General features: G+C 37.5%; 23 protein-coding genes. 10 read left to right on the top strand and 13 right to left on the bottom strand.

The window, feature by feature from the left end:
- The first annotated feature begins 5 nt into the window (after nt 1-5).
- A complete protein-coding gene (locus tag HQN83_RS08390; protein WP_173089886.1) occupies nt 6-1,433 on the top strand; it encodes an L-serine ammonia-lyase in 1,428 nt (475 codons plus the stop codon).
- Between the two features lie 10 nt (nt 1,434-1,443).
- Here the strand turns inward: HQN83_RS08390 and HQN83_RS08385 are convergent, their stop codons facing one another.
- Genes HQN83_RS08385 through HQN83_RS08360 form a run of 6 tightly spaced genes read right to left on the bottom strand, consistent with a single transcriptional unit; the run spans nt 1,444 to nt 7,527 of the window.
- Nucleotides 1,444-2,790 (bottom strand): DUF58 domain-containing protein, encoded by a 1,347-nt coding sequence (locus HQN83_RS08385; protein ID WP_173089885.1) that lies wholly within the window; start codon nt 2,788-2,790, stop codon nt 1,444-1,446.
- Between the two features lie 11 nt (nt 2,791-2,801).
- The gene (locus HQN83_RS08380) at nt 2,802-3,779 is read right to left on the bottom strand and encodes an AAA family ATPase (RefSeq protein ID WP_173089884.1); all 978 of its coding nucleotides are present in this window, start codon (nt 3,777-3,779) and stop codon (nt 2,802-2,804) included.
- A gap of 3 nt (nt 3,780-3,782) precedes the next feature.
- Nucleotides 3,783-4,964 carry a DUF4350 domain-containing protein gene (locus HQN83_RS08375; RefSeq protein WP_173089883.1) on the bottom strand — a complete coding sequence of 394 codons (1,182 nt, stop codon included), beginning with the start codon at nt 4,962-4,964 and terminating at the stop codon, nt 3,783-3,785.
- Nucleotides 4,961-5,683, bottom strand: coding sequence for a DUF4129 domain-containing protein (locus HQN83_RS08370; RefSeq protein WP_173089882.1), 723 nt, complete (start codon nt 5,681-5,683; stop codon nt 4,961-4,963). Before HQN83_RS08370 ends, HQN83_RS08375 begins: the two co-directional genes overlap by 4 nt.
- A gap of 1 nt (nt 5,684) precedes the next feature.
- On the bottom strand, nt 5,685-6,575 hold the full coding sequence (locus tag HQN83_RS08365) for a hypothetical protein (RefSeq protein WP_173089881.1): 891 nt from the start codon (nt 6,573-6,575) through the stop codon (nt 5,685-5,687).
- Complete coding sequence (locus tag HQN83_RS08360; RefSeq protein ID WP_173089880.1) at nt 6,553-7,527, bottom strand: stage II sporulation protein M; 975 nt, start codon at nt 7,525-7,527, stop codon at nt 6,553-6,555. The genes HQN83_RS08365 and HQN83_RS08360 overlap by 23 nt, the downstream gene beginning before the upstream one ends.
- A 130-nt stretch (nt 7,528-7,657) precedes the next feature.
- Here HQN83_RS08360 and HQN83_RS08355 point away from each other — a divergent pair, with 130 nt between their 5' ends.
- The gene (locus tag HQN83_RS08355) at nt 7,658-8,389 is read left to right on the top strand and encodes an RDD family protein (protein ID WP_173089879.1); all 732 of its coding nucleotides are present in this window, start codon (nt 7,658-7,660) and stop codon (nt 8,387-8,389) included.
- A 7-nt stretch (nt 8,390-8,396) separates the two neighbouring features.
- Here the strand turns inward: HQN83_RS08355 and HQN83_RS08350 are convergent, their stop codons facing one another.
- The 5 genes from HQN83_RS08350 to HQN83_RS08330 all read right to left on the bottom strand — a co-directional run bounded on the left by HQN83_RS08350 (nt 8,397) and on the right by HQN83_RS08330 (nt 11,499).
- Nucleotides 8,397-9,125 carry an SGNH/GDSL hydrolase family protein gene (locus HQN83_RS08350; protein WP_173089878.1) on the bottom strand — a complete coding sequence of 243 codons (729 nt, stop codon included), beginning with the start codon at nt 9,123-9,125 and terminating at the stop codon, nt 8,397-8,399.
- A 121-nt stretch (nt 9,126-9,246) separates the two neighbouring features.
- Nucleotides 9,247-9,588 carry a DUF2752 domain-containing protein gene (locus HQN83_RS25380; RefSeq protein WP_217277357.1) on the bottom strand — a complete coding sequence of 114 codons (342 nt, stop codon included), beginning with the start codon at nt 9,586-9,588 and terminating at the stop codon, nt 9,247-9,249.
- The gene (locus tag HQN83_RS08340; RefSeq protein ID WP_173089877.1) at nt 9,589-10,065 is read right to left on the bottom strand and encodes a DUF5684 domain-containing protein; all 477 of its coding nucleotides are present in this window, start codon (nt 10,063-10,065) and stop codon (nt 9,589-9,591) included.
- A gap of 84 nt (nt 10,066-10,149) precedes the next feature.
- Nucleotides 10,150-10,845, bottom strand: coding sequence for a lipoyl(octanoyl) transferase LipB (gene lipB / locus HQN83_RS08335; protein ID WP_173089876.1), 696 nt, complete (start codon nt 10,843-10,845; stop codon nt 10,150-10,152).
- Nucleotides 10,846-10,857: 12 nt separating this feature from the next.
- Nucleotides 10,858-11,499, bottom strand: a complete 642-nt coding sequence (locus tag HQN83_RS08330) for a 4'-phosphopantetheinyl transferase family protein (protein ID WP_173089875.1) — start codon at nt 11,497-11,499, stop codon at nt 10,858-10,860.
- Nucleotides 11,500-11,567: 68 nt separating this feature from the next.
- Between HQN83_RS08330 and dcd the strand changes: the two genes are divergently transcribed.
- Genes dcd through HQN83_RS08310 form a run of 4 tightly spaced genes read left to right on the top strand, consistent with a single transcriptional unit; the run spans nt 11,568 to nt 16,483 of the window.
- Nucleotides 11,568-12,104, top strand: coding sequence for a dCTP deaminase (gene dcd / locus HQN83_RS08325; RefSeq protein WP_173089874.1), 537 nt, complete (start codon nt 11,568-11,570; stop codon nt 12,102-12,104).
- A 47-nt stretch (nt 12,105-12,151) separates the two neighbouring features.
- Complete coding sequence (locus tag HQN83_RS08320) at nt 12,152-14,836, top strand: TonB-dependent receptor plug domain-containing protein (RefSeq protein ID WP_173089873.1); 2,685 nt, start codon at nt 12,152-12,154, stop codon at nt 14,834-14,836.
- Between the two features lie 6 nt (nt 14,837-14,842).
- Nucleotides 14,843-15,604 carry an enoyl-CoA hydratase/isomerase family protein gene (locus HQN83_RS08315; protein ID WP_173089872.1) on the top strand — a complete coding sequence of 254 codons (762 nt, stop codon included), beginning with the start codon at nt 14,843-14,845 and terminating at the stop codon, nt 15,602-15,604.
- A gap of 3 nt (nt 15,605-15,607) precedes the next feature.
- Nucleotides 15,608-16,483, top strand: a complete 876-nt coding sequence (locus HQN83_RS08310; protein WP_173089871.1) for an SDR family oxidoreductase — start codon at nt 15,608-15,610, stop codon at nt 16,481-16,483.
- Between the two features lie 20 nt (nt 16,484-16,503).
- Here HQN83_RS08310 and HQN83_RS08305 read toward each other — a convergent pair whose 3' ends face one another.
- Entirely contained in the window at nt 16,504-17,550 is a 1,047-nt protein-coding gene (locus HQN83_RS08305) for a 3-oxoacyl-ACP synthase III family protein (protein WP_173089870.1), read from the bottom strand.
- An 80-nt stretch (nt 17,551-17,630) separates the two neighbouring features.
- On the opposite strand from HQN83_RS08305, the gene HQN83_RS08300 reads away from it, so the two are divergent.
- Complete coding sequence (locus tag HQN83_RS08300) at nt 17,631-17,912, top strand: ATP-dependent Clp protease adaptor ClpS (RefSeq protein ID WP_048907811.1); 282 nt, start codon at nt 17,631-17,633, stop codon at nt 17,910-17,912.
- On the opposite strand, the gene HQN83_RS08295 is transcribed toward HQN83_RS08300, so the two are convergent.
- A complete protein-coding gene (locus HQN83_RS08295; protein ID WP_173089869.1) occupies nt 17,909-18,508 on the bottom strand; it encodes a thioredoxin family protein in 600 nt (199 codons plus the stop codon). The two genes, HQN83_RS08300 and HQN83_RS08295, sit on opposite strands and share 4 nt — an antisense overlap.
- 96 nt (nt 18,509-18,604) lie before the next feature.
- Between HQN83_RS08295 and HQN83_RS08290 the strand changes: the two genes are divergently transcribed.
- Genes HQN83_RS08290 through HQN83_RS08280 form a run of 3 tightly spaced genes read left to right on the top strand, consistent with a single transcriptional unit; the run spans nt 18,605 to nt 22,460 of the window.
- Nucleotides 18,605-21,097, top strand: coding sequence for an outer membrane beta-barrel family protein (locus tag HQN83_RS08290; protein WP_173089868.1), 2,493 nt, complete (start codon nt 18,605-18,607; stop codon nt 21,095-21,097).
- Nucleotides 21,098-21,117: 20 nt separating this feature from the next.
- Nucleotides 21,118-21,672, top strand: coding sequence for an NUDIX domain-containing protein (locus HQN83_RS08285; RefSeq protein ID WP_173089867.1), 555 nt, complete (start codon nt 21,118-21,120; stop codon nt 21,670-21,672).
- Between the two features lie 41 nt (nt 21,673-21,713).
- Complete coding sequence (locus HQN83_RS08280) at nt 21,714-22,460, top strand: lysophospholipid acyltransferase family protein (protein WP_173089866.1); 747 nt, start codon at nt 21,714-21,716, stop codon at nt 22,458-22,460.
- Nucleotides 22,461-22,615: the final 155 nt, after the last annotated feature.

Below are 22,615 nucleotides of genomic sequence, written 5' to 3'. Positions count from 1 at the left end.
GCATTATGCAAAGGGAACAGATCTCGGTATTCGATATTTTTAAGATAGGAATTGGACCATCAAGTTCACATACACTTGGGCCATGGAGAGCGGCACAACAATTTACTGCTTCATTAAAGCAACAAAACTTATTAGATGATGTAGAGCAAATAAAGATTTTGCTTTATGGATCATTAGCCAAAACTGGTAAAGGGCATGGCACTGACATTGCCATATTACTGGGATTAAACGGAGCAGATCCAGTCACTTTTGACGTGAATGCAATTGACTGCACAGTTGAATCTATCAAAAAAGATCAATTGCTAAACCTGGCAGGAGAGAAATCTATTGCCTTCAATTACACCGAAGATCTTGTATTTCTTTTTTTTGAAAGCCTACCCTTTCACCCCAATGCAGTTACATTTCAAGCTTTTCTAACAACCGGGAAAGCTGTATCAGAAACTTATTACTCTATAGGTGGTGGTTTTGTAGTTAAAGAAGGTGAAGACGGCAAAGAAAAAGAACAGGTAGACTTACCTTTCCCTATTGAAAAGGCAGGAGACCTATTACACTGGTGCCTAACTACGGGACTTAAGGTTTCTGAGGTGGTAATGGAAAATGAACTCGCCTGGCGCACAGAAGCTGTTACCAGAGCAGGGATTTTACAGCACTTTAATGTAATGAAAGATTGCATCTACAGAGGATGTCATACTTCCGGCTTTTTACCTGGCGGATTAAATGTAGCGAGGAGAGCCGCAGCGCTCAATAAAAAATTAATGTGCAATAGTGTTTACACCAACTATGAAAATTGGGTAATGGCCATTAGAGCCGGCGGTAATGGCTTTAATTATACGCTGGACTGGGTAAGTTGTTTCGCGCTGGCTGTTAATGAAGAAAATGCTTCATTTGGCCGTGTAGTAACCGCACCAACAAATGGTGCCGCAGGAGTTATCCCGGCAGTATTGCAGTACTTTATCACCTTCTGTAATGGCTTTGACGAAGAAAAAATTACACAGTTTATTGCTTGTGCATCTGAAATAGGAAGCATCTTCAAAAAGGGAGCTACTATATCAGCCGCGATGGGCGGTTGTCAGGCGGAGATTGGCGTATCTTCAGCAATGGCGGCTGCTGCGCTTACTGAGTGTTTAGGAGGGTCTCAGAGACAAGTTTTAATGGCCGCTGAAATAGCCATGGAACATCATTTAGGCCTTACCTGCGATCCTATTGGCGGTTTAGTTCAAATACCTTGCATAGAAAGAAATACTATGGGTGCTATAAAAGCCATTACGGCAAGCCAACTTGCATTGCAAAGCAATCCGGATAAAGCAAAAGTAAGTTTAGATGCTGTAGTAAATACAATGTGGGAAACAGCTTTGGATATGAACTCAAAATATAAGGAAACATCAGATGGTGGTTTAGCTACCAATATTCCAATAAGTTTACCTGAGTGCTAAAATCTTATCATTAGATTTTCTGTTGTGCTTTAATAGAAAGATATCTGTTGATTACATTAATCGTTAGCTTTTCTGGCGGCGTAAGGATGCTTAATATTCCATGCTTGGCAAGTTCTTTAACGATTAGTTTTTTCTCATAAGCGAATTTACTGGCAATGGTTTTAATATAAATCCCTTCCACATCTCTTACTTCTTCCTCAGTAAGAGATTTTAGTTCTGTATTTTCAAAAAATACAATTAGTAATAAATGGAATTTAGCAATGCGCTTTAAGAACGGTAGCTGCCTGTTTAATGCAGACATACTTTCAAAATTTGTAAAGAAAACAATCAGGCTACGCTGTTTCATAACACCGCGGATACTGGTATATAGAGCTTCCATATTCGTTTCAAGATACCTTGTTTTCTCTTTATATAATACGCTCATAATTTTACCAAGCTGAGCAGGTTTTCTATCAGCAGGCACGATACTTCCGGTTTTTTCAGCTATTGTAATTAAACCTGCTTTATCCTCTTTTAACAAGGCTACATTAGAAAGAACCAAACTTGCATTAATGGCATAATCCAATAAGCTCAAGCCTTCAAAAGGCATTTTCATGGCTCTTGATTTATCTATTACACAGTAAACATGCTGAGCTTTTTCATCGGTAAAAGAGTTAACCATCAGCTCTCCTTTTCGGGCAGTTGCTTTCCAGTTAACCGTCCTATAATCATCACCTTGCACGTAGTTTTTTACCTGATCAAACTCCAGACTATGGCCAATCCTTCTTATCTTTTTTATTCCAATTTCATTTAATCTATTCGAAATAGCCATCAATTCATACCTTCTTAACTGAAGGAAAGAGGGATAAACAGGAACTGTTACTTCTTCTCCAAAATTGAATCTTCTTACAATTAAGCCAAGAGGCGAACTAACGTATAAACGAATGAGGCCAAATACATATTCTCCTCTTTTAGTTGGACGTAAAGTATAATTGATTGTTTTATGCTCACGGGCCTTTAAACTACTGCTAAACCAGATATCCCTTTTTTGAAACTGTAAAGGGATTTCATCAATAATTCCCACTTTGGTTGCAAAAGAATAAAAGCTTTCAATGTAAATATGTAGTTCGTTTTCGTCACCGTTACTTAGTCTTTCCGGAAGATCTCTTCTTAAAAAGAATCCTTTCTCCTGGCGATAAAGCATAATTAGATCTATAACCATCATTGACATCAATATCCAAAAAATAATGAATGGAATATCGCCAAGCCATGGCAAAAAGAAGGAGAACAGGAACAAAGTAACACACAGCCCAATTCCTGCAAATAGCCTTTTACCTAAAAACAGGTCTTTATAATATGTCTTAAAAAAGTTTTTCAACAGCTTAAGTATTACCTTGGGATCTCTAATTTTTGAATAATCTGTGCAACTACATCAGCAGGTGTAAGCCCCTCCATTTCCTTATCCGGTGTTAGCATAATTCTGTGTGCAAGTACAGGAGCCGCTACTTTAATAATATCTTCTGGTGTAACAAAATCACGTCCCTGCATTGCGGCAATAGCTTTAGCACTATTAATCATGGCCAGAGATGCACGCGGCGAAGCGCCCAGGTAAAGTGACTTATTGTTTCTTGTCTCGTGAGTTATCCTTGCTGCATATTCTATTAGCTTAGGCTCAACATGTAAAGCCTTTATGATGGCTCTGCATTTTTTGATTTTATCAATGCTTAAAACGGCTTTAACTGCATTTATTTCTACCTCCAGCTTTTGCTGATGTTGATTTTGAAGAATGATAATCTCTTCTTCCAAAGTAGGGTATTTTACCTCTATTTTAAATAGAAAACGATCAAGCTGAGCCTCAGGCAATCTATAAGTACCTTCCTGTTCAATTGGATTCTGAGTGGCCAAAACCATAAAAGGTTCATCCATTGGATAAGTGTGGCCATCGACAGTTATCTGTCGCTCTTCCATCACTTCAAACAAAGCTGACTGTGTTTTTGCCGGAGCCCTGTTAATTTCATCTACCAATATAATATGGCCAAATATTGGCCCTTTCCTATACTCAAATGATGAAGATCTTGGATCAAACACTGAAGTCCCCAACACATCTGAAGGCATTAAATCAGGAGTAAACTGAATTCTAGAAAAAGAGGCATCAATACTCTTTGCAACAAGTTTAGCACTTAAAGTTTTAGCTACCCCAGGAACACCCTCAAGCAAAATATGGCCATCAGCTAGTAAAGCCGCAATAAGAAAATCAATCGTTTCCTTTTGTCCAATAATAATACTGCTCAGTGATTGTCTTATCTGATCAACAGCCTGATTAAGTTCAGTTAAGTCGGTTCTTTCATTAAAAATTTCCGGTTCCATAGTTTATTGAGCTTGTTTGTAAAATCTTTCAATTAGTTTATTAAGGTTAATCAGTGAGCTATCATCAACACGTTGATTATTGTTTATCTCGTTTACGATGAGAAACAATTGATCAATTGTCTCCTCAGGAACACCTGATTTAAAATGTAATGCTTGCTTCAATTCGTTATCCAGTGATCCCGTTTTCAGCGCATAAGTGCTTCTGATATGTTCAAGAAAATAGTTTATCTTCTTTCTTGCAATATCCCTGTTATCTCTTTGTTGATAGTATACTTTGCCTACCACTTTAACAAAATCCAGCGATGAGTTTTTTAGTGGTTCTATTACAGGGATTATCCGCTGTCTACGCTTCATTTCAAACAAGACAAAGATGATCAATCCTGCCATTGCTATATAATATGCCCAGCGTAATGACTCATTCTTAAAGATGACACGCAGAATTGCTGAATCATCAATATTTCCCCTCGTATTATGTTCGTCCCAGAGCAAACTTGCTGAAGCTGGGAGGTAAGATAAAGCCTTGGCTGCATAATCAGCACCCAGAGGATTTAGTAAGCTGTAATTAGTTAACAGTTGAGGATTAGGCAAAATGTATATGCTGCCTTTGCCATAGGTGTATTTAATAAAGTTAGGTTTCCCTTCAATATTTTTGCCCAGTACCGTTACCCTTGAGGTATCAAACGAACTAAAATACTGCTCGGCTATTTGCTTTCCAAAAGTATAATCAGATTTAGCTTTTAAAGCCGGATTGGTAAAATTAACACCTGTCGACTTTTCAACTGAATAATTATAAGATGATCCTATCTCTAATTTAAGGGTATCTCTCAAAGTTTTGCCAAAATCAAAAGCAGCAATAAATGCATTATTACCTTGTTCTACAAAGTTTATCAGCTCCCTAAAGTCTAACTTATCAACTTCAATTGAATGAGAGATAAAAAGATAATTAACGTTTTTAAAACTGCTATCCTTTAAAGTATTGTATATAGGATCTCTAGTTACCCTCACATCTTTTTTGGGAAATAACTCGTGTATTTGATGAAACAGAATATATGTGCCGAACGGAATCTTGTCCTCTTTTAAATAAGTAGATGTCCAATTTGTTGGCGTCGGCTTATAATATTGAGCCACCAGATAAGCCACCAAAAGCACTGCACTCACAATAAGGTATCTTCTTAATCCTTTCATGAGCTATGCAAATTAAACCGTTCAAAAGTATCCTTTATCGTATTAAAGTTCTCCTTATCAATAAAAAACTCTCCATACCAAACATATTCAAATTGATGAGTAAGCCTACTGAATTCTCTTTTTTTATCCGGATCATTAATTTCACTAATATAAGTCTGATTCGTTTTTTCCGGAAGCCAGTGAATAAGATCTTTATCACTCAAATTCTTAAGTGCCCGTAAATATAAAAGTCTAACAGCTAGCCTATAATTAGAACTTGAAATTGCCTTTTCAATCTCTTCATTAAAATTGATTTCATGAATATTATCATCAGATTCACTATAAGGAACTTCTACTTCTTTAGACTTACGGGAAAATATCTTAAGGTCAGCTCCTGCTATCTTCAACACTATAAAAACCACTAACGCAATAAGTGCAACAATTACGAAATACTTTATTGCTCCTCCAGACACTTTATTCCTCAAAATCTGGTTTATCATATCCCAGAACCATTTCCAAAATCTGTCCCATAAACTAAGTTCAGGAGCAGGGGCATCATCATAAATGAAGTCTGCTTCTTTACTGTATGTACTAAGCTTATTTTTATCAATCTTCCGCAATTCAACTTTAGTCATATCCAATCTAACCTCCATTTTTTTTGCAGTAGAATCCATCGCCCCTGCTTCAGCATGAACCTGTGGAACTCCAAAAAAAAGAAAGATAAAGAGCAGTAAACGCATATTAGTAATCCTCAGGTGTAGAGTTTACGTCAGCCCCTGACTTCCCTAGTTGATTTATTCTTTCAAATAGTCCAGTATTATCCATACGCTCTACCAAATTGAAATAGCACAACGTTACACCTATAATTGGCAAAATCATAAACACCTGACATACATATTGAATAATAGTAGATACAATAATAGCTAAGCTATTAAAACCACCTGCTCCTTTGGCAAAACCAGAAACCAAAGTAAGTATAATTGCCGGCAGAGAAGCCATTGACATACATGCGTAAGAGATAATCCAAATTACAAATATTGCTCCTGCAGTTGCCCACCATTGATCTTTTAATAACTTGAAAGAACGACTAAAGGAATATTCAAAGCTCCCGTTTTCCAATACCATTACTGAATAAAAAATAGACATTGCCGGAAAAACATATACAAAGGGGAAAAAGCAAAACAGAAAGCAAATGACAAGAAAAATAACTATAGCAAAACTGCTGGCGAAAACCCTAAGAAAATAGTATTTGAAATATGCCCAAACCTCCTCTACCGTAGGCGCTTGATTGCCTTTTTGTACATATAAAGCTATAAAGCACAAGATCGAAACACTTATAGCTGTATAATTTAGCATAGACAACACGATCACAAGGAAATAATTTAACGTAAACACATCGTATAATCTTTGAATTCCATAAACAGTCGACTGACCGTTCCCGTAACCAAATGCCACTTTTTGAATTCCCAGCTGATACATTATTGCTGCTATCATTCCTGCCAGTACAAAGAACCCGCATAAATAAATGTATGTTTTCATTAATGGTTTAAAGTTCTGTTTCAAAAACTGAAACATATCATTAATGATCTCTCCAAACTCTCTAATTTTTCTAAATTCTAATTTCTCCGACATTGTTTATATTTTGATTGCGCTTAACAAGTTGGGCCGGGTATAAAACTACATACCAAACCATAAATAATAGTGATCCTCCAAGAATGGATACACTTAACCAAACTGGCATATTAGTATGCCTTGTAACAAAACTTTCAAAGATTGCTGCCACCACAATTATGGGCAATATCCCTAATGCTATCTTAGTCCCATCTTTTGCACTATTGACAAATGCCTGAAGACGAGTATATGTTTTAGGAAACAACAAGCCATGGCCTAAAACCAGACCTGCACCACCGGCAATAATAATAGCAGATATTTCTAAAGTTCCATGAATCCATATTACTAGGATAGATTCCATTCCAAGCCCCTTACTAAAAAAGTAATACTCAAATGAGCCTAGCATAATTCCATTCCTTAGAATAAAAAAGACAGGCCCAATAGACAAGAAAATTCCGCTCACAAACATTATTAGTGATACATAAATATTGTTTGCCGCAATCATAAAAAACATACTAATCTCACCTTGTGTTTTATAAACGCCAAATGGATCACCCTTTGCAATATTTTCATTGGTCATATTAACATAACCATCTCCGAGAATTAACCTTATAAAAGTATCATCGTATTTCGCTGATAAAACCCCGATTAAGCTTGAGATCACAAAGAAGATTAAAGAATATAAAAGTTGTTTGCGATAAGTATAAAAAAGCATGGGAAGTTCAAATTTCCAAAACTCAACAAATGCATTGCGGTCTTCTTTTTTGTTCTTGTAAATAGACTGGTGTAGTAATGCCGCTATTCCATTTAAATACTCCGTTGTCTTAGACTTTGGATAAAATGTTTTGGCGTAGGCCAGATCATTCGTAATGTCTACAAACCTATCCGCAAGTTCATCAGGTGTTGCTACGCTCATTTGCTCGTATGACTTCCACTTAGCGGAATTCTGTTTAACAAACAACGATTCTCTCATAGGTTTTGCGAGGGCTTTAATTTTTATGTAAAATAGCACAAAAAACAATCTTACAAGAAAAATTCACAATCATTATTTTATTTCTCCTGAACATTTCTTTCCTTTAAATTTTATCTAAGTTTGAGTTTATATGGAAACAATACAGGTAAACACTAGTCAGCATGTAGCAATTGATTATCCGGTGGCAGGATTAGGAGAACGAGTGGCTGCCCGATTAATTGACCTGGGCGCATTTATAGTAGTTGGAGGCCTACTCATGCTATTAACTATGCTTGGCATAAGCGTTCAATCAAACATCCTCATCATTTCCATCTGGTCAATTTTTGGAGCTTGTTATGTTTTCTACAACCTTATTACCGAAATCTTTATGAATGGCCAAAGCATTGGAAAAAGGCTTCTAAAAATAAAGGTGATTAGCTTAAATGGGGGCCAACCCAGCATAGGACAATATTTCATTCGCTGGGTATTCAGACTAGTAGATTTTTCGTTAACTGCTCAGGTAGGTGGGCTAATTTGCGTTGCTGCAACAGAAAAAAAACAACGAATTGGTGATATAGTTGCTGGCACTACGCTCATAAAAACAGTTCCCCGTACTGATTTTAATCACATTGCTTTTCATCCTGTGGAAGATGCGTATACCCCTGTTTTTGCATACGTCGATCAGCTCACTGATAGGGATGCGGAACTAATTCATGAAGTGATAAGCACCTTTCATAAAACAAATAATGCTGATTTAATTTACACCATGTCCGAAAGAATCTCGACACATCTTGCCATCACTATCCCTGCCGGCATGAACGAGTTAGATTTCTTAAAAACAGTAATTAAAGATTATAGATATATCACTTCAAGAACAGATTAAGCAAAGGCTATTTCAAATTCTTTAAGACCTCAGGAGCCACATTTACCGCCCAGCTCATATACATTTTACCCGAAGGATGTAAACCGTCACTGGCTACCAGCGATCTATCTGAGAGCGCTAATCTGGAAGCCGGAGTAATGTCTGTATAACTTAAGCCAGCAGCTAATGTTTCTTCTTTATTAATTGCGTTAAAAGCGTCAATCTCTTCAGCAATAGTTTGTTGATCTCTGCCACTTTGCAAGCCAAATGTAGTAACTCCCCAATCTGGAATTGATATTACAAAAACATGCGTCTTTTTATCTTTGGTAAAGTTAATTGCGGTTTGTAAAAGCTCCTTAAATTCTTTCCGATAAACATCTTTTGATTCGCCCCTATATTGATTGTTTACCCCGATTAGTAATGTAACAATATCATATTTATGTTCAGGAAATCCTGAATCCTTAATACCTGCTTGCAATTCACTCGTCGTCCAACCGGTTCTTGCCACTATAGCCGGTGGATTTATGATAAGTCCCTTTGCTGTAAGCTCCTTTACCAATTGACTTGGAAAGTTCTCATTACGCGGCACAGCTTCGCCAATGGTATACGAATCACCAAGAGCAATATAGTTAAGCTGTTTGCCTTTATTTGGATCTATTGGAGGTATTGTATCTACGGGTTTTACCAATGTATCGACAGGCTTGATTATGGTATCAACTGGCTTCACAAGAGTATCCGCAGGTTTATTGTCATCCATAGATTTTAAATCTCCCTTTTTACAGGATAATATTAGTAAAAATGAAAAGATTAATATTGAAAATCTCATATTCCATACTTACGCAATAATTATAGTTACAGATTTCCTGAGTACAACTGTATTAATGATTATGAGGCACCCACATTTTATAAACATAGCTTATCAACACAATTGAACCTGTAATGAGGTACAGTGTCTTAACTAATTTATCGCTTCTTTTGCCAAACCAGTAATTAGCCGATAAGCCCACAATAAAAGTAATAAGAAGAGGAACTGTCGGCGGATACATATCAAAACCCTTTTCCCAATCCCCTTTCAGGAGAAATAGCAATGAGCGTTGAAAGCCACACCCCGGACAGTCAATATTGAAGATATATTTAAACGGGCAGGGAATAAAAAAAATATCCGCCTTGTCTAAAAATGAAGACCAGGCGGATAAGATATATGTTATAAATACTAACAATTAAACTTCTGGTGTGGTTGGAGGTTTGTTAAATGGATCGTTGAATGGATTGTTATTACCAAAAGGATTGTTAGGATTATTAAAGCCATTTTGTGCTTCTTTGGCAGATGGGCCTAAATATTTGGCATCCCCAAAACCTAATAGTGGTATAAAAACAAATGGCAGAAGAACCATTCCAACTGTATACCCTTCGGTTTTCCCGAAGCTTTTACTCAACAGATTCACAAGCCAAATACCAAATATAGGAGAAGTACAAGGTATAATTAACCAAAGAATCCAAATTGTGGGTTTACCAACAATTTCTATCAGTACAATAGCATTATAGATAGGAATAATAGCAGCCCAGCCTGGTTTTCCGGCCTTTTCAAAAATTTTCCATAATCCTATATAGGTTAAAACTAGAAGGAGAAGGTAAATGGTTATTGCGCCTGCGCCTATACCGGCAGCGGCTGAAGAGTACTCTGAATTGTAGTCCATAGGGTTTTTGAGTTTTAATTTATATAAAGATAATCTTTATGTCAAAAAATCAAAATTTATACCCTCTTTTTCTCAACTAGAAGATCAGACTAACTGCATATTAAAAAGGCTGGCAATATGCCCTTTAAGTTTACCTTCAACCTCTGCAACATCTACAGGATAACCCAATTCACGCTGTATTGATGTTACGTCCTTATCATCAATACCACAAGGAACAATGTTTTTAAAGTAATTCAAGTCTGCATTTACATTAAATGCAAATCCATGCATGGTTACCCATCTGCTGCACCTTACACCTAGGGCACATATTTTTCGCGCCTTCTCATTATCAGCATCAAGCCACACACCGGTATAACCTGTATACCTGCCAGCTTTAATTCCATAATCGTTCAGTGTTAAAATAACGGCCTCTTCAAGTGTTCTTAAGTAAAGATGGATATCCGTAAAGAAATTATCCAGATCAAGGATCGGGTAACCTACAATTTGTCCGGGGCCATGGTATGTTATATCTCCACCACGATTAATCTTATAATAAGTAGCCTCTTTTTCTAATAATCCTTGTTCGTCAAGTAACAAGTTCTCAGGATGGCCGCTTTTACCCAAAGTATAAACATGAGGATGTTCGCAAAACACCAGATAATTTGGCGTTTCCAGCGTAGTATTATTTGATCGGTTTTGTGTCTTTAAAGCCACGGTCTGATTGAACAAGATCTCCTGCTTATCCCAGGCATCCTGATAATCAATAAGGCCCCAATCTATAAATTCAACTTTTTTATTCATTTTTATGAAGAGTTAAGCTACCACATAGCCTAACATATAGCCATCGTTAGTTTTAAAATAATGTACGGTGAGTTCCTGAGTTCCTTCAGGAAGGTCTACAAGCGCATTAAGACTTCCCTCGTCTTTAAGTTTAAAAGGCTTAATATGAATGTCACGTTTAAACTCAAGTCCTTTCCTACCATGCCATTTGTAAATGGCTTCTTTTGCACACCAGCAAACATATAATCCATTGGTATTGTCACCAATCTGTTTTTGAGAAAGTTCCGAGTCAGAAAGAAACTTATTTCTAATGCTCTTTATTTTATGCTTAATAAGTTCTATATCAACTCCCACCTTTTTCTTTTTCCCAACAATAACCGAAGCATAATCATAGGAGTGACTTAAAGAAATATGGTAGCCAAGATTCGGGAGATAAGGCTTACCATGCTCGTCCATACGACAATCAATATACTCCGAAGTATTAAGCATTGTTCTTAGCAGAACCCTTGTACTTAACCAGTGAAGTAAACGCTTTCCATTATTTAACGATGAAATAACATCAAGCTCATGCTGTTTCAGTTGTAACCCTGACATCAGTTGCTCTTCAGTTTCTTCGATTTTCCATACGGCAAGTATGGTATCGTCGTCAATATTTTTATTAAAAACTACAGGCATCTCTATTTTAGAAAAACTATGCAAAAGTATCTTAAATTAATCATAATTTCGTCCAAATACTATATAAAATGATACTTTCGGATAAACGAATTCTTCAAGAAATAGATAAGGGAACCATTATAATAGAGCCTTTTAATCCAGAATGCCTTGGCACAAACTCATATGATGTTCATTTGGGCAAATACCTCGCTACTTATAAAGACAGAATTCTTGATGCAAAAGCACACAATAAAATAGAACATTTCGAAATTCCTAAAGACGGATTCGTACTTCATCCCGGCACATTGTACCTTGGTGTAACTTTAGAATATACAGAAACCCATGCCCACATTCCTTTTCTCGAAGGAAAATCAAGTACCGGTCGTTTAGGTATCGATATACATGCAACAGCGGGTAAAGGTGATGTTGGTTTTTGCAATACCTGGACTTTAGAAATTTCATGTGCACAGCCAGTGAGGGTGTACGCAGGCATGCCAATTGGACAGTTAATCTATTTTATGGTTGAAGGTGATATTCAAACCATGTACAACACTAAAATCAATGCTAAATACAACAATAAAACTACAAAACCCGTAGAAAGCATGATGTGGAAGAATAAGTTCTAAGCGTAATATTTCGTATATTGAGACTTTATTTGGTAAGGCTCATATTTATGAAACGTAAGCTAATTCTTCCTCTGTTATTATTGTTTGGGGCATTTATAATTTTTGCCTATACAGCAGATGACGATCCTTTTACAGAGCTGATAAAAAAGCTTGAGGTATATATTGAAAAGTATCCTCAGGAAAAAGTACACATTCATCTGGATAAACCTTACTACGCTATCGGCGATGATATTTGGTTTAAAGCCTACGTTATAAATGCCCAAACAGGAAAGCCCTCAACAATTAGCAATGCGATATATGTTGAGCTGATCAATGAAAAAGATTCAGTAAAAAAGCAAATTAAACTACCTCTTATCTCAGGATTTACCTGGGGTGACTTTAAGCTTCCGGATTCCTTTACCGAAGGAAACTACCGAATTAGAGCATATACTCAGTGGATGAAAAATGCAGGTACTGAGTTTTTCTTTGATAAAACTATAAAGATTGGCAATTCGTGGGCAAATAATGTTTTCACTAACACTAATTATACCTATAGCAAACAAAACGAAGCTGAAAAAGTAGATGCCCGAGTTAAGTTTACCGACAAAGAAGGCACACCATACGCTCAAAATGAAGTTACCTACGAAGTTCAGCTAAATTTTAGAAGTTTAGCAAAAGGAAAGGCCCTTACCAATGAACAGGGCGAAGTAAACATCAGTTTCTTAAACACCCAGCCCACACTATATAAATCAGGAAAGATCATTACCACACTAACCCTTCCTGATAAGAAAAAGATCATTAAAGAAATCCCCGTTAAAGCGACATCAAATACTGTTGATGTTCAGTTCTTCCCGGAAAGTGGAAACCTGGTAGAAGACTTACCAAATAAGATTGGAATCAAGGCGGTAAATGCATCAGGATTAGGCGAAGATGTAAAAGGTGTAATCATAGATAACGATGGACAAGAGGTTACTCAATTTAGCACTCAACACTTAGGAATAGGCAACTTTGTACTTAACCCTCAGCCAGGCAAAACTTATACCGCCAGGGTTAGTTATAAAGACGGATCTGAAAGTTCTGTAAACTTACCTCGGGTATTACAAAGCGGCTACATTATTACAACCAACACTACTACGGAAAATGTAATAGTTAAAATCATGCTAAGTACCGGTTTACTGGGGCCAGGCGAATTAAAACTAGTAGCTCAAAACAATGGAAATATTTGTTTCGTATCTAAGGCTTCATCTCAAAAACAAATTATTACTGCTTCTATTCCAAAAAAAGATTTGCCTTCAGGCATTATCCAACTAACACTATTTTCTGCTCAGAATACTCCAGTTGCTGAACGCCTTGTTTTTGTAAATAATATGACGGACAGGATAACAACAACCGTCTCTACAGCTAAAAAGACTTATGGACCAAAAGAAAAGGTTAGTGTAGATCTTCAGGCTGCCTTTGCCGATAAACCTACCCAAGCAAGCTTTTCTATCTCTGTTACCAATACCGCATCAGTTAAGCCTGATGAAGAAAATGAAAGCAATATTTTCACTACCCTCTTGCTTACATCTGACCTTATTGGGTACATAGAAAAACCGAACTATTACTTTTTAAATGATGATCCGAAAACCCAGCAAGACCTAGACAATTTAATGCTAACCCAAGGCTGGCGCAGAATATTATGGAAAAACATCATTAATAATGCCGCCCCAAACATCCGTTATGAAGCCGAAAAATCACTAAAAATCAGCGGTGTCATTACAAGTTATGGGGGTAAACCAATACCCAATGCCAAGGTCTCCTTACTTTCTTCTTCAGGAGGACTTTTCGTTATAGATACAATATCCGACGCTCAGGGTCGATTCAATTTTGACAAGTTGTCCTTTAATGATAGCACAAAGTTCATCGTACAGGGTAGAACCGCTAAAAACAAAAAAAGTGTAGAGATTGTACTTGATGTTGTTTCTGGGCAAGTAGTTACCAAAAACAAAAATACCGGAGACATTGAAGTTAATGTAAATGAGGCTTTATCAGGGTATCTGAAGCAAAGCGAAAATTACTTTAACGATTTAACCAAACGAGGAATACTCGAGCGAACTATCCTGTTAAAGGAAGTCAATATTGTTGAGAAGAAAAACAAGGCCAAGAACTCTTCAAATCTAAATGGTGCCGGAAACGCCGACGCTATAATTAGTGCTGACCAGCTTCAATACTGTACAACACTATCGCAATGTTTACAGGGGCGTGTTGCCGGTTTAATTATTAAAAACGGTGTTCCGTATTTACTGAGAAACGGAAACACACCTATGTCTATTGTTCTTGATGGCATGCGCATGGAGGCTGAGTTTCTTGACAACATAAACCCTGTTGATATTGAAACCATTGAAGTATTAAAATCTGTTGGCAATACAGCAATTTATGGCAGCCAGGGTGGTGGTGGCATATTGGTAATAACCACAAAACGCGGTGGCGGCTATTCAAGTGCGTCAACATTTACTCCAGGCATCATACCCTTTACACCTAAAGGTTACTATACCTCAAGAGAATTCTACTCTCCTAGATATGACGTTCCAGATAACAAACCTGATTACAGAACCACTATTTATTGGAGTCCAAATATTATAACAAACGAAAGTGGAAAAGCTGAGTTCAACTATTTCAATTCAGATGAACCGGGAACCTACAGAGTAGTTATAGAGGGCATGGATATGCTCGGAAATTTAGCGCATACAGTTTACACCTATGAAGTAAAATAAATATAAATGAATACAATTAAAGTCACCATAAAAGACCACCTAAGCATCATCACACTCGACAGAGGCAAATCGAATGCACTAAACCGAGAAATGATTACTGAGTTAAATGACATACTAATAAACATCTCTGGCGACCCAAATATCGCAGGTGTCATTATCACAGGCAAGGAACATTTCTTTTCCGCAGGATTGGATCTTATTGAATTGTACAACTACTCGGAACAAGAAGCTGAATCTTTCTGGCACCTGTTTCTAAATTTCACAGCAACCATAACTTCGTTTAAAAAGCCATTAGTTGCTGCTGTAAATGGCCATAGTCCAGCTGGGGGATGTGTAATTGCACTTGCCTGCGATTACAGAATTATGGCTGAAGGGAAATACATTATTGGATTAAATGAGGTTCCGGTGGGTATAATTGTACCGAACAGTATTTTCAACCTTTACTCATTTTGGATTGGCCAGGCCAACGCTACACGAAGCCTTTTAGAAGGCAAACTATTTACTCCAGAAGAGGCGTTACAGGTTGGGTTAATTGACGAGGTTGTAAACCCGGCAAGTATTCTTACAGCTGCTGAGAGAAAAATAAGAAAATACATGGCCATGGAGCGTAATACCTGGGAACAGAGCAAGCTCAACATCAGAAAAGATTTAATAGCAGCGACTACTGCAGATCAGAGCGAAGCACTACAAGTAATGCTAAAACAATGGTGGGCACCTACAACCCGTAGTATTTTAAAAACAATTATTGATAACCTGCAAAAGAAATAAGCGATGTTCAATCAGCCGATGTTAAGAGACGATGCTCTAAAAGGAAAAACAATTGTAATTACCGGAGGTGGTACCGGCTTAGGTAAAGCTATGGGTACTTACTTTCTTAAATTAGGTGCTAATTTGGTTATCACCAGCCGCAAGTTTGATGTGCTTCAGAAAACGGCATTGGAAATGGAAAAAGAAACTGGTGGCAAAGTACTCGCTCTTGCCTGCGATGTAAGAGAATATGAACAAGTGGAACATGTATTGGCAGAGACTTTAAAAACCTTTGGAAAAGTTGATAGCTTGCTTAACAATGCTGCCGGAAATTTCATTTCACCAACCGAGCGTCTATCAGCCAATGCATTCTCATCCATAATAGATATTGTTTTAAAAGGCTCGGTAAACTGTACATTGGCTTTCGGTAAACACTGGATAAAGGAAAAACAACATGCCAGCGTTTTAAACATTGTAACTACTTATGCTTTTACAGGGTCTGCTTACGTAGTACCATCGGCATGTGCAAAAGGCGGTGTGCTAGCTATGACTCGTTCTTTAGCGGTTGAATGGGGTAAATATGGTATCCGAACAAACGCCATTGCACCGGGTCCTTTTCCTACTAAGGGCGCGTGGGAACGCTTGTTACCTGGAGATTTGGCAGAGAAATTCGATTTCAAAAACAGAGTTCCATTAAAACGTGTTGGAGATCATCAGGAACTGGCTAATCTTGCAGCATTTCTAATCAGTGATTTTGCAGGTTACATCAATGGAGAAGTAATTACCATCGACGGTGGTGAATGGCTACAAGGAGCTGGTCAATTTAATGGTCTCGAAGCCATTCCAAACGAAATGTGGGATGCCTTTGAGCAAATGACAAGATCAGCAAAGGGAAGCTAGCACTTAAACACAAAGTAAGCTTACCATCTGATTAATGCACTGGCCCATGTAAAGCCAGAGCCAAAGGCTGCTAGACAAACAAGGTCACCATCTTTAATTTTGCCTTCTTCCCAAGCTTCGCAAAGCGCAATAGGGACGGAGGCGGCTGTGGTATTTCCGTATTTCTGAATATTATTAAACACCTTATCATCACTTAGGCCTAACAGGTGCTGTACATACTGACTTATTCTAAGATTAGCCTGATGAGGCACCAACATATCAATATCCTTCTCCGTAAGATTATTGGCACTAAGCGCTTCTTTTATTACCTCAGGAAATTTCACTACAGCTTTTTTAAACACCGCAGGCCCATCCATGTATGGTAGCGCTGCGCCGCTTTCTAACTGCTCAGTTGTCATAAACAGTCCACCTAGCTCCTTATCAGGATAGCTTGGTTTATCTTTAAGCCATTTATTTGCCGAAGCACCTGGATAATACATAGCCAAAATCTCAGCATCAGCACCATCACTATGTAAATGCGTGCTTAATATCCCCTGATTTTCCTTTTGTGTTGGTTGCAAAACAACTGCACCTGCCCCATCGCCAAATATTACAGAAACATTTCTACTTCGTGTTTCAAAATCCATAGCAAAGGAGTGCTTTTCACTACCCACCACAAGTATGTTTTTATACATCCCGGTTTTGATAAACTGATCTGCTACCGATAGCGCATAAACAAATCCTGAGCATTGATTTCTGATATCCAACGCACCTATTTCCTTCATCTTCATTTCGCGTTGCAGCAATACCCCGCAACCCGGGAAGTAATAATCAGGACTAAGTGTAGCAAAAATAATGAAGTCGACATCCTGTGCAGTAATGCCTGCTCGCTCTATGGCAATTTTAGCTGCCTCAACACCCATAGTTGTGGTTGTTTCTTCGAACCTATCGGCAAAACGGCGCTCCTTGATTCCCGTACGCTCCTGTATCCATTCATCGTTTGTATCCATAAAACGAGATAAGTCGTTATTAGAATAAACATTTTTGGGCACATAATAGCCAATACCGGCAATCTTTGAACGCTGCATTATATTTGAGTTTAATACAAATTTTAAGCAAAAATAACTTTAACTGCAACATTATTTTGAAATAAGCTTATTTTTGTAATATGTCAACAGAAACCAAAGAGGAAACATTTACATTAGAAGAGATTCTTACCTCATTAAAAACAGTTCACCGCCTAATATTATGGAACGATGATGTAAATACTTTTGACCATGTAATTCATTGCATGATGAAATATTTGGATTATTCTGAAACTCAGGCAGAAAAAATTGCATGGGAGGTTCACAACAAAGGCAAATGCGCTGTTTTAGAAGGTTCCTTTACTGAAATGGAAGTTTACCGTAAAATTCTTCAGCAAGAAGGATTAACAGTTTCTGTAGATTAAACTGTACTCTTAAATATTTCAAGTAATTCCTGCTGCGTACTTTGGGTTTTATCCTTAGCATACCATCCGTGGAGTTTTTCGGCGATTTCCATCATATCGGTAGTCTCCTTTTTCCATTTCGCTAATAACTCCTGCAAGACATCAGGTCTTGGACCCCATTTTTTCACTACATCTCCATTTTCATCCAATATCAGCAATACTGGAATCGCTCTGCCACCATTAGTAAGATGCGCATCAATTAGCGGCAAATTTTTATCCCTCAACACAAATTTCAGTTCAAATTTATCGCCAAAAGAAGTAGCAATTTTATCGAACACAGGCACAATCTGAGCTGCATCTCCACACCATCCTTCAGAAATCACTAAAAAACGATACTTGTTTTTTACAGCGTTAAGTACATTTAGAAAGTCATCATTTAGTTTAACAGTCTTATCAACTCTGTTCATCCGCTGCACATTCATTTTAGTATAATGTAACATTGCATCAGAATCATCTGGACCAGTTGTTTTATGCTGTAACAAAAGTTCATTAATCAGGTTCCTGTACTCCTGATAAGTCATTCCTTCGTTAAGGAAAAATTTATTGTAGTCAATCATATCCTTGCTGTAATAAAATAGTTACTCCTTTATAATTAAACTTTCCCGCCGTTTCTTTGTCCCTCCTTAAACAAACCTAAAAAAAGAAAGATCCGAATGAAGAATTCTACGTGCAAAGTACTGTTTTTAGCGATTGCCTTTTGTATTACAACTGTAAAACTTAATGCCCAAACTAATACAGAGGGCCAAATTACAGCTAAAGTTGTAGATGCTCAAAGTAATGAAACAGTACCATTTGCTACTGCTACTATCCTTAACAGAAAAACAAAAGCAATTATTAAAGGTGCCCAAACTGATGTTAATGGCAATTTATTAATCAAGGGACTACCAAAAGGAGTCTTTACTTTCAAAATAAGCTATGTTGGCTACCAAACAATGGTTAGAGACTCTGTTTCTATTTCTGATGCTCAAAACCAAATCAATCTGGGAACAATCAAAATGAAACCGGCCAAAGGAACGGTATTAAATGAAGTTGCCATAACAGCTCAAAAAAGTGCTATCCAACTTGGTATAGATAAAAAAGTTTTCTCTGTTGATCAAAGTTTGGTTAGCGAAGGTGGATCTGCTTCGGATTTACTTCAAAACGTACCTTCAGTCCAAACAGATATTGATGGCAATGTAAGCCTTAGAGGTTCAACCGGAGTAAAGGTACTGATAGATGGTAAACCATCATTAATAGCAGGCGGAAACGTTGCGCAAATCCTGCAATCAATTCCAGCTAGCTCTATTGAAAGCGTTGAACTGATTACTAACCCATCAGCAAAGTATGATGCAGAAGGGCAATCAGGAATTATCAATATCGTATTAAAGAAGAACAAAAAATTAGGCCTAAATGGATCTGTAGCATTAAGTGCGGGTAATCGCGATAACTATAATGCGAGCACAAACATGAGCTTTCAAAACAAAAAGATAAACCTTTATGGTAATTATGGTTACCGTTATGGCAATCGTTTGGGTGGTGGATATAGCAATATCACTTATTTAGACACCCCTTTCCCAACTGTTTTTGCCAATCAAAACACAGATTCAAAATCACTGGACAAGGGCCACAACCTAAAAGCGGGCATAGACTACAGTATTGCTGAGAAAAGCGTAATTAGCTTCTCAGGGGGCTTTAATGCAAGAGACAATGACAGGAATGAGTTTCTTAACATAGACAAGCTTGACGGTCTTAAAAACCCGCTAGAATTAAGCAACAGAAACAACTCCAATAAAGGTTTCGGGAACAGTTACGATCTTAATCTTGACTTCAATCAGAAGTTTAAAAAACCAAGGGAAGAACTAACCTTTAATCTAGGCTTCTCTGAAGGCACAAATGACAACGATCAGGTTTACAGTACAAACATTTACAATGTTGATGGAGACCCCGTTAATTCATTGCCGGCTATCCTACGAAATGATGGAAGTGGTTTCAACAGAAACTATAACATCCAAACCGATTATACCTTGCCAATTGGCAAAGCCGGGAAAATCGAAGCGGGTTACAGAAGTCAAATCCGTTTAGCAGAAAATACTGCATTCTCTGACCAATTTAATAACCTGACCGGAGAATATGAGGTAAACTATGCCTTAACCAACGAATTTAATAGCAAAGATCAAGTGCATGCCCTTTATTTCAATTACCAGAATCAGGTTAAAAACTTTGGCTATCAGGTTGGTGTAAGAGCTGAAGACGCAACACTAGATACTCGTTTAGGGATGTACAACAAGTTTAATCAGATAGATTATATCCCTGGAAAGGTAGCTTACACAAGATTATACCCAAGCGTATACCTAACTCAAAAATTTAAAGGAGAACAACAAGTACAACTTAGCTATAGCAGAAGGGTTAACAGACCAAGAGGATGGGATACAAACCCATTTCTTGATGTATCCGATCCGCTTAACTACCGTCAGGGTAATCCTAATCTAAAACCAGAGGATGTACACGCTTTTGAGCTTAGCTATAGCAAATTTTGGCCTAAAGTAACATTCACTTCCAGCGCTTATATGCGTCAGACTAACGACGTAATCCAAAGAGTAAGAACAGAGCCAGATGAAAATGGGATTACTATTGTTACCCCACAAAACTTAACCAGACAATTAGCTAGCGGAATTGAATTAATAGGTAGAGTTGACGTAGCTAAGGCCTGGAACTTTACAACCAACGTAAACTTGTATCAAAGTAAAATTAACGGAGTTCCTGCTTTTGGAATTGTAGAAAACTCAGGTTTTAGCTGGAATGCCAACTTAACCAATAACTTCGTTTTACCTTATAATATTTCACTTCAAATAAGAGGCGACTACCGTGCACCTGAAGTAATGGCGCAAGGTAAAAGAAATGCAATGTACGGTGTAGATGCAGGCGCTAAGTATGATTTCAAAAACAAAAAATCATCATTAAGTTTAAACATTAGAGACGTATTTAGCACCAGAAGATGGAGTATGACTACAAATGGAACCAATTCTGTAATCGACTTCAGAAGATTCATGCAAGGAACCATGGCCAATTTAACTTACTCCTATCGCTTTGGTAAAAATGATTTTAGCTTCAAAAAGACTAAGAAACAAGATCAACAGGACTCCAGACCTGACGAAGAATCATTTTAGTTAATTTGTATATTGCGGACATGGAAAATACAAATCCCTGGAAAACCATCGAAAGCAATAAGATATATGAGAACAACTGGATCGGTTTAACCGAACACCAGGTTATCAATCCATCAGGTGGCAAAGGGATTTATGGTGAAGTGCATTTCAAAAACATCGCCATAGGAATTTTGCCACTTGATAATGAACTCAACACATGGCTGGTTGGGCAATATAGATTCCCAATAAAAGCATATAGTTGGGAAATCCCCGAAGGCGGCGGAGCGCTATCGGCAGACCCTTTAGATGGCGCCAAGCGCGAACTAATTGAAGAAACCGGACTTATAGCTACCGACTGGATTGAAATTCAACGGATGCATCTGTCAAATTCAGTAAGTGATGAGCTTGCCGTTATTTACGTTGCTAAAGGACTAACCCAAGGTGCGTCATCACCCGAAGAAACCGAACAGCTTGTTATAAAAAAACTGCCATTTAATGATGCCTATCAAATGGTTATCAATGGAGAAATTACCGACAGCATGAGTGTTGCAGCCATTCTGAAAACTAAAATTCTACTACAGGAAGGTCATTTATAATCAAAATACAGTAATTTTGTTCAGCTTATACCGAATAAACTATGAATAAGTTTTTAGGCTATATCTTTAGCCCCATCTTTTATCTTTTTTTCTTTTTATCGCTCGTTATATTCCAGCCAATTCAGTGGGTTTGTTACCGCCTGTTTGGATATAAAGCCCATAAAACTTCGGTTGACATCCTGAATTTCTTCCTAACCTACTGTGATATATTCTTAGGCTCATCGATAACATTTAAAAACGATCATGACCTTCCTTTAGACAGACCTATCATCTTTGTTGCCAACCATCAAAGTATGTACGACATCCCAGCTTTAATTTTCTTTTTAAGAAAGCACCATGTTAAATTCATTTCTAAAATTGAATTAACAAAAGGTATTCCGTCAATTTCATTTAACCTGAAACATGGTGGTGGCGCAAACATAGATCGTAAGGACAGCAAGCAAGCCATTTCTGAAATTATAAAACTTGGCAGAAGAATGAAAGATAACACATGGTCCACCATGATCTTTCCTGAAGGCACGCGTGCAAAAGACGGTAATATGAAAAGCTTTCAGGTTGGTGGTATTGCAACCTTGTTAAAGATTGTACCTAACGCCCTGATAGTTCCTGTAGCAATAGAAAACTCCTGGAAACTGGTTCAGTATGGAGCTTACCCTTTAAGCTTTGGAGAGCGCTTAAAATGGACTGTTTTAAATCCAATAGAACCCGCGGGGAGAAATCCTGAGGTTGTCGTTCTTGAAGCTGAAAATGCAATAAGAGCTAAGCTAAATCAAGCTGCTGCTCTGTAACGATAAACGGCTGTAACAGTAAGCACTATCGTCATCCTGAATTTATTTCAGGACCTCACACTAGCAAGGCTTTCTTTCTCTTGAGAGGTCCTGAAATAAATTCAGGATGACGAAAACCCCAGAGCTTTAATGACAAAAACCAAAGGTTTGATGAT

The organism is Pedobacter foliorum (assembly GCF_013266735.1).
GTDB lineage: Bacteria > Bacteroidota > Bacteroidia > Sphingobacteriales > Sphingobacteriaceae > Pedobacter > Pedobacter foliorum.
The sequence above is the reverse complement of the archived record's forward strand: the minus strand, read 5'-3'. Positions and strand labels throughout refer to the sequence as shown.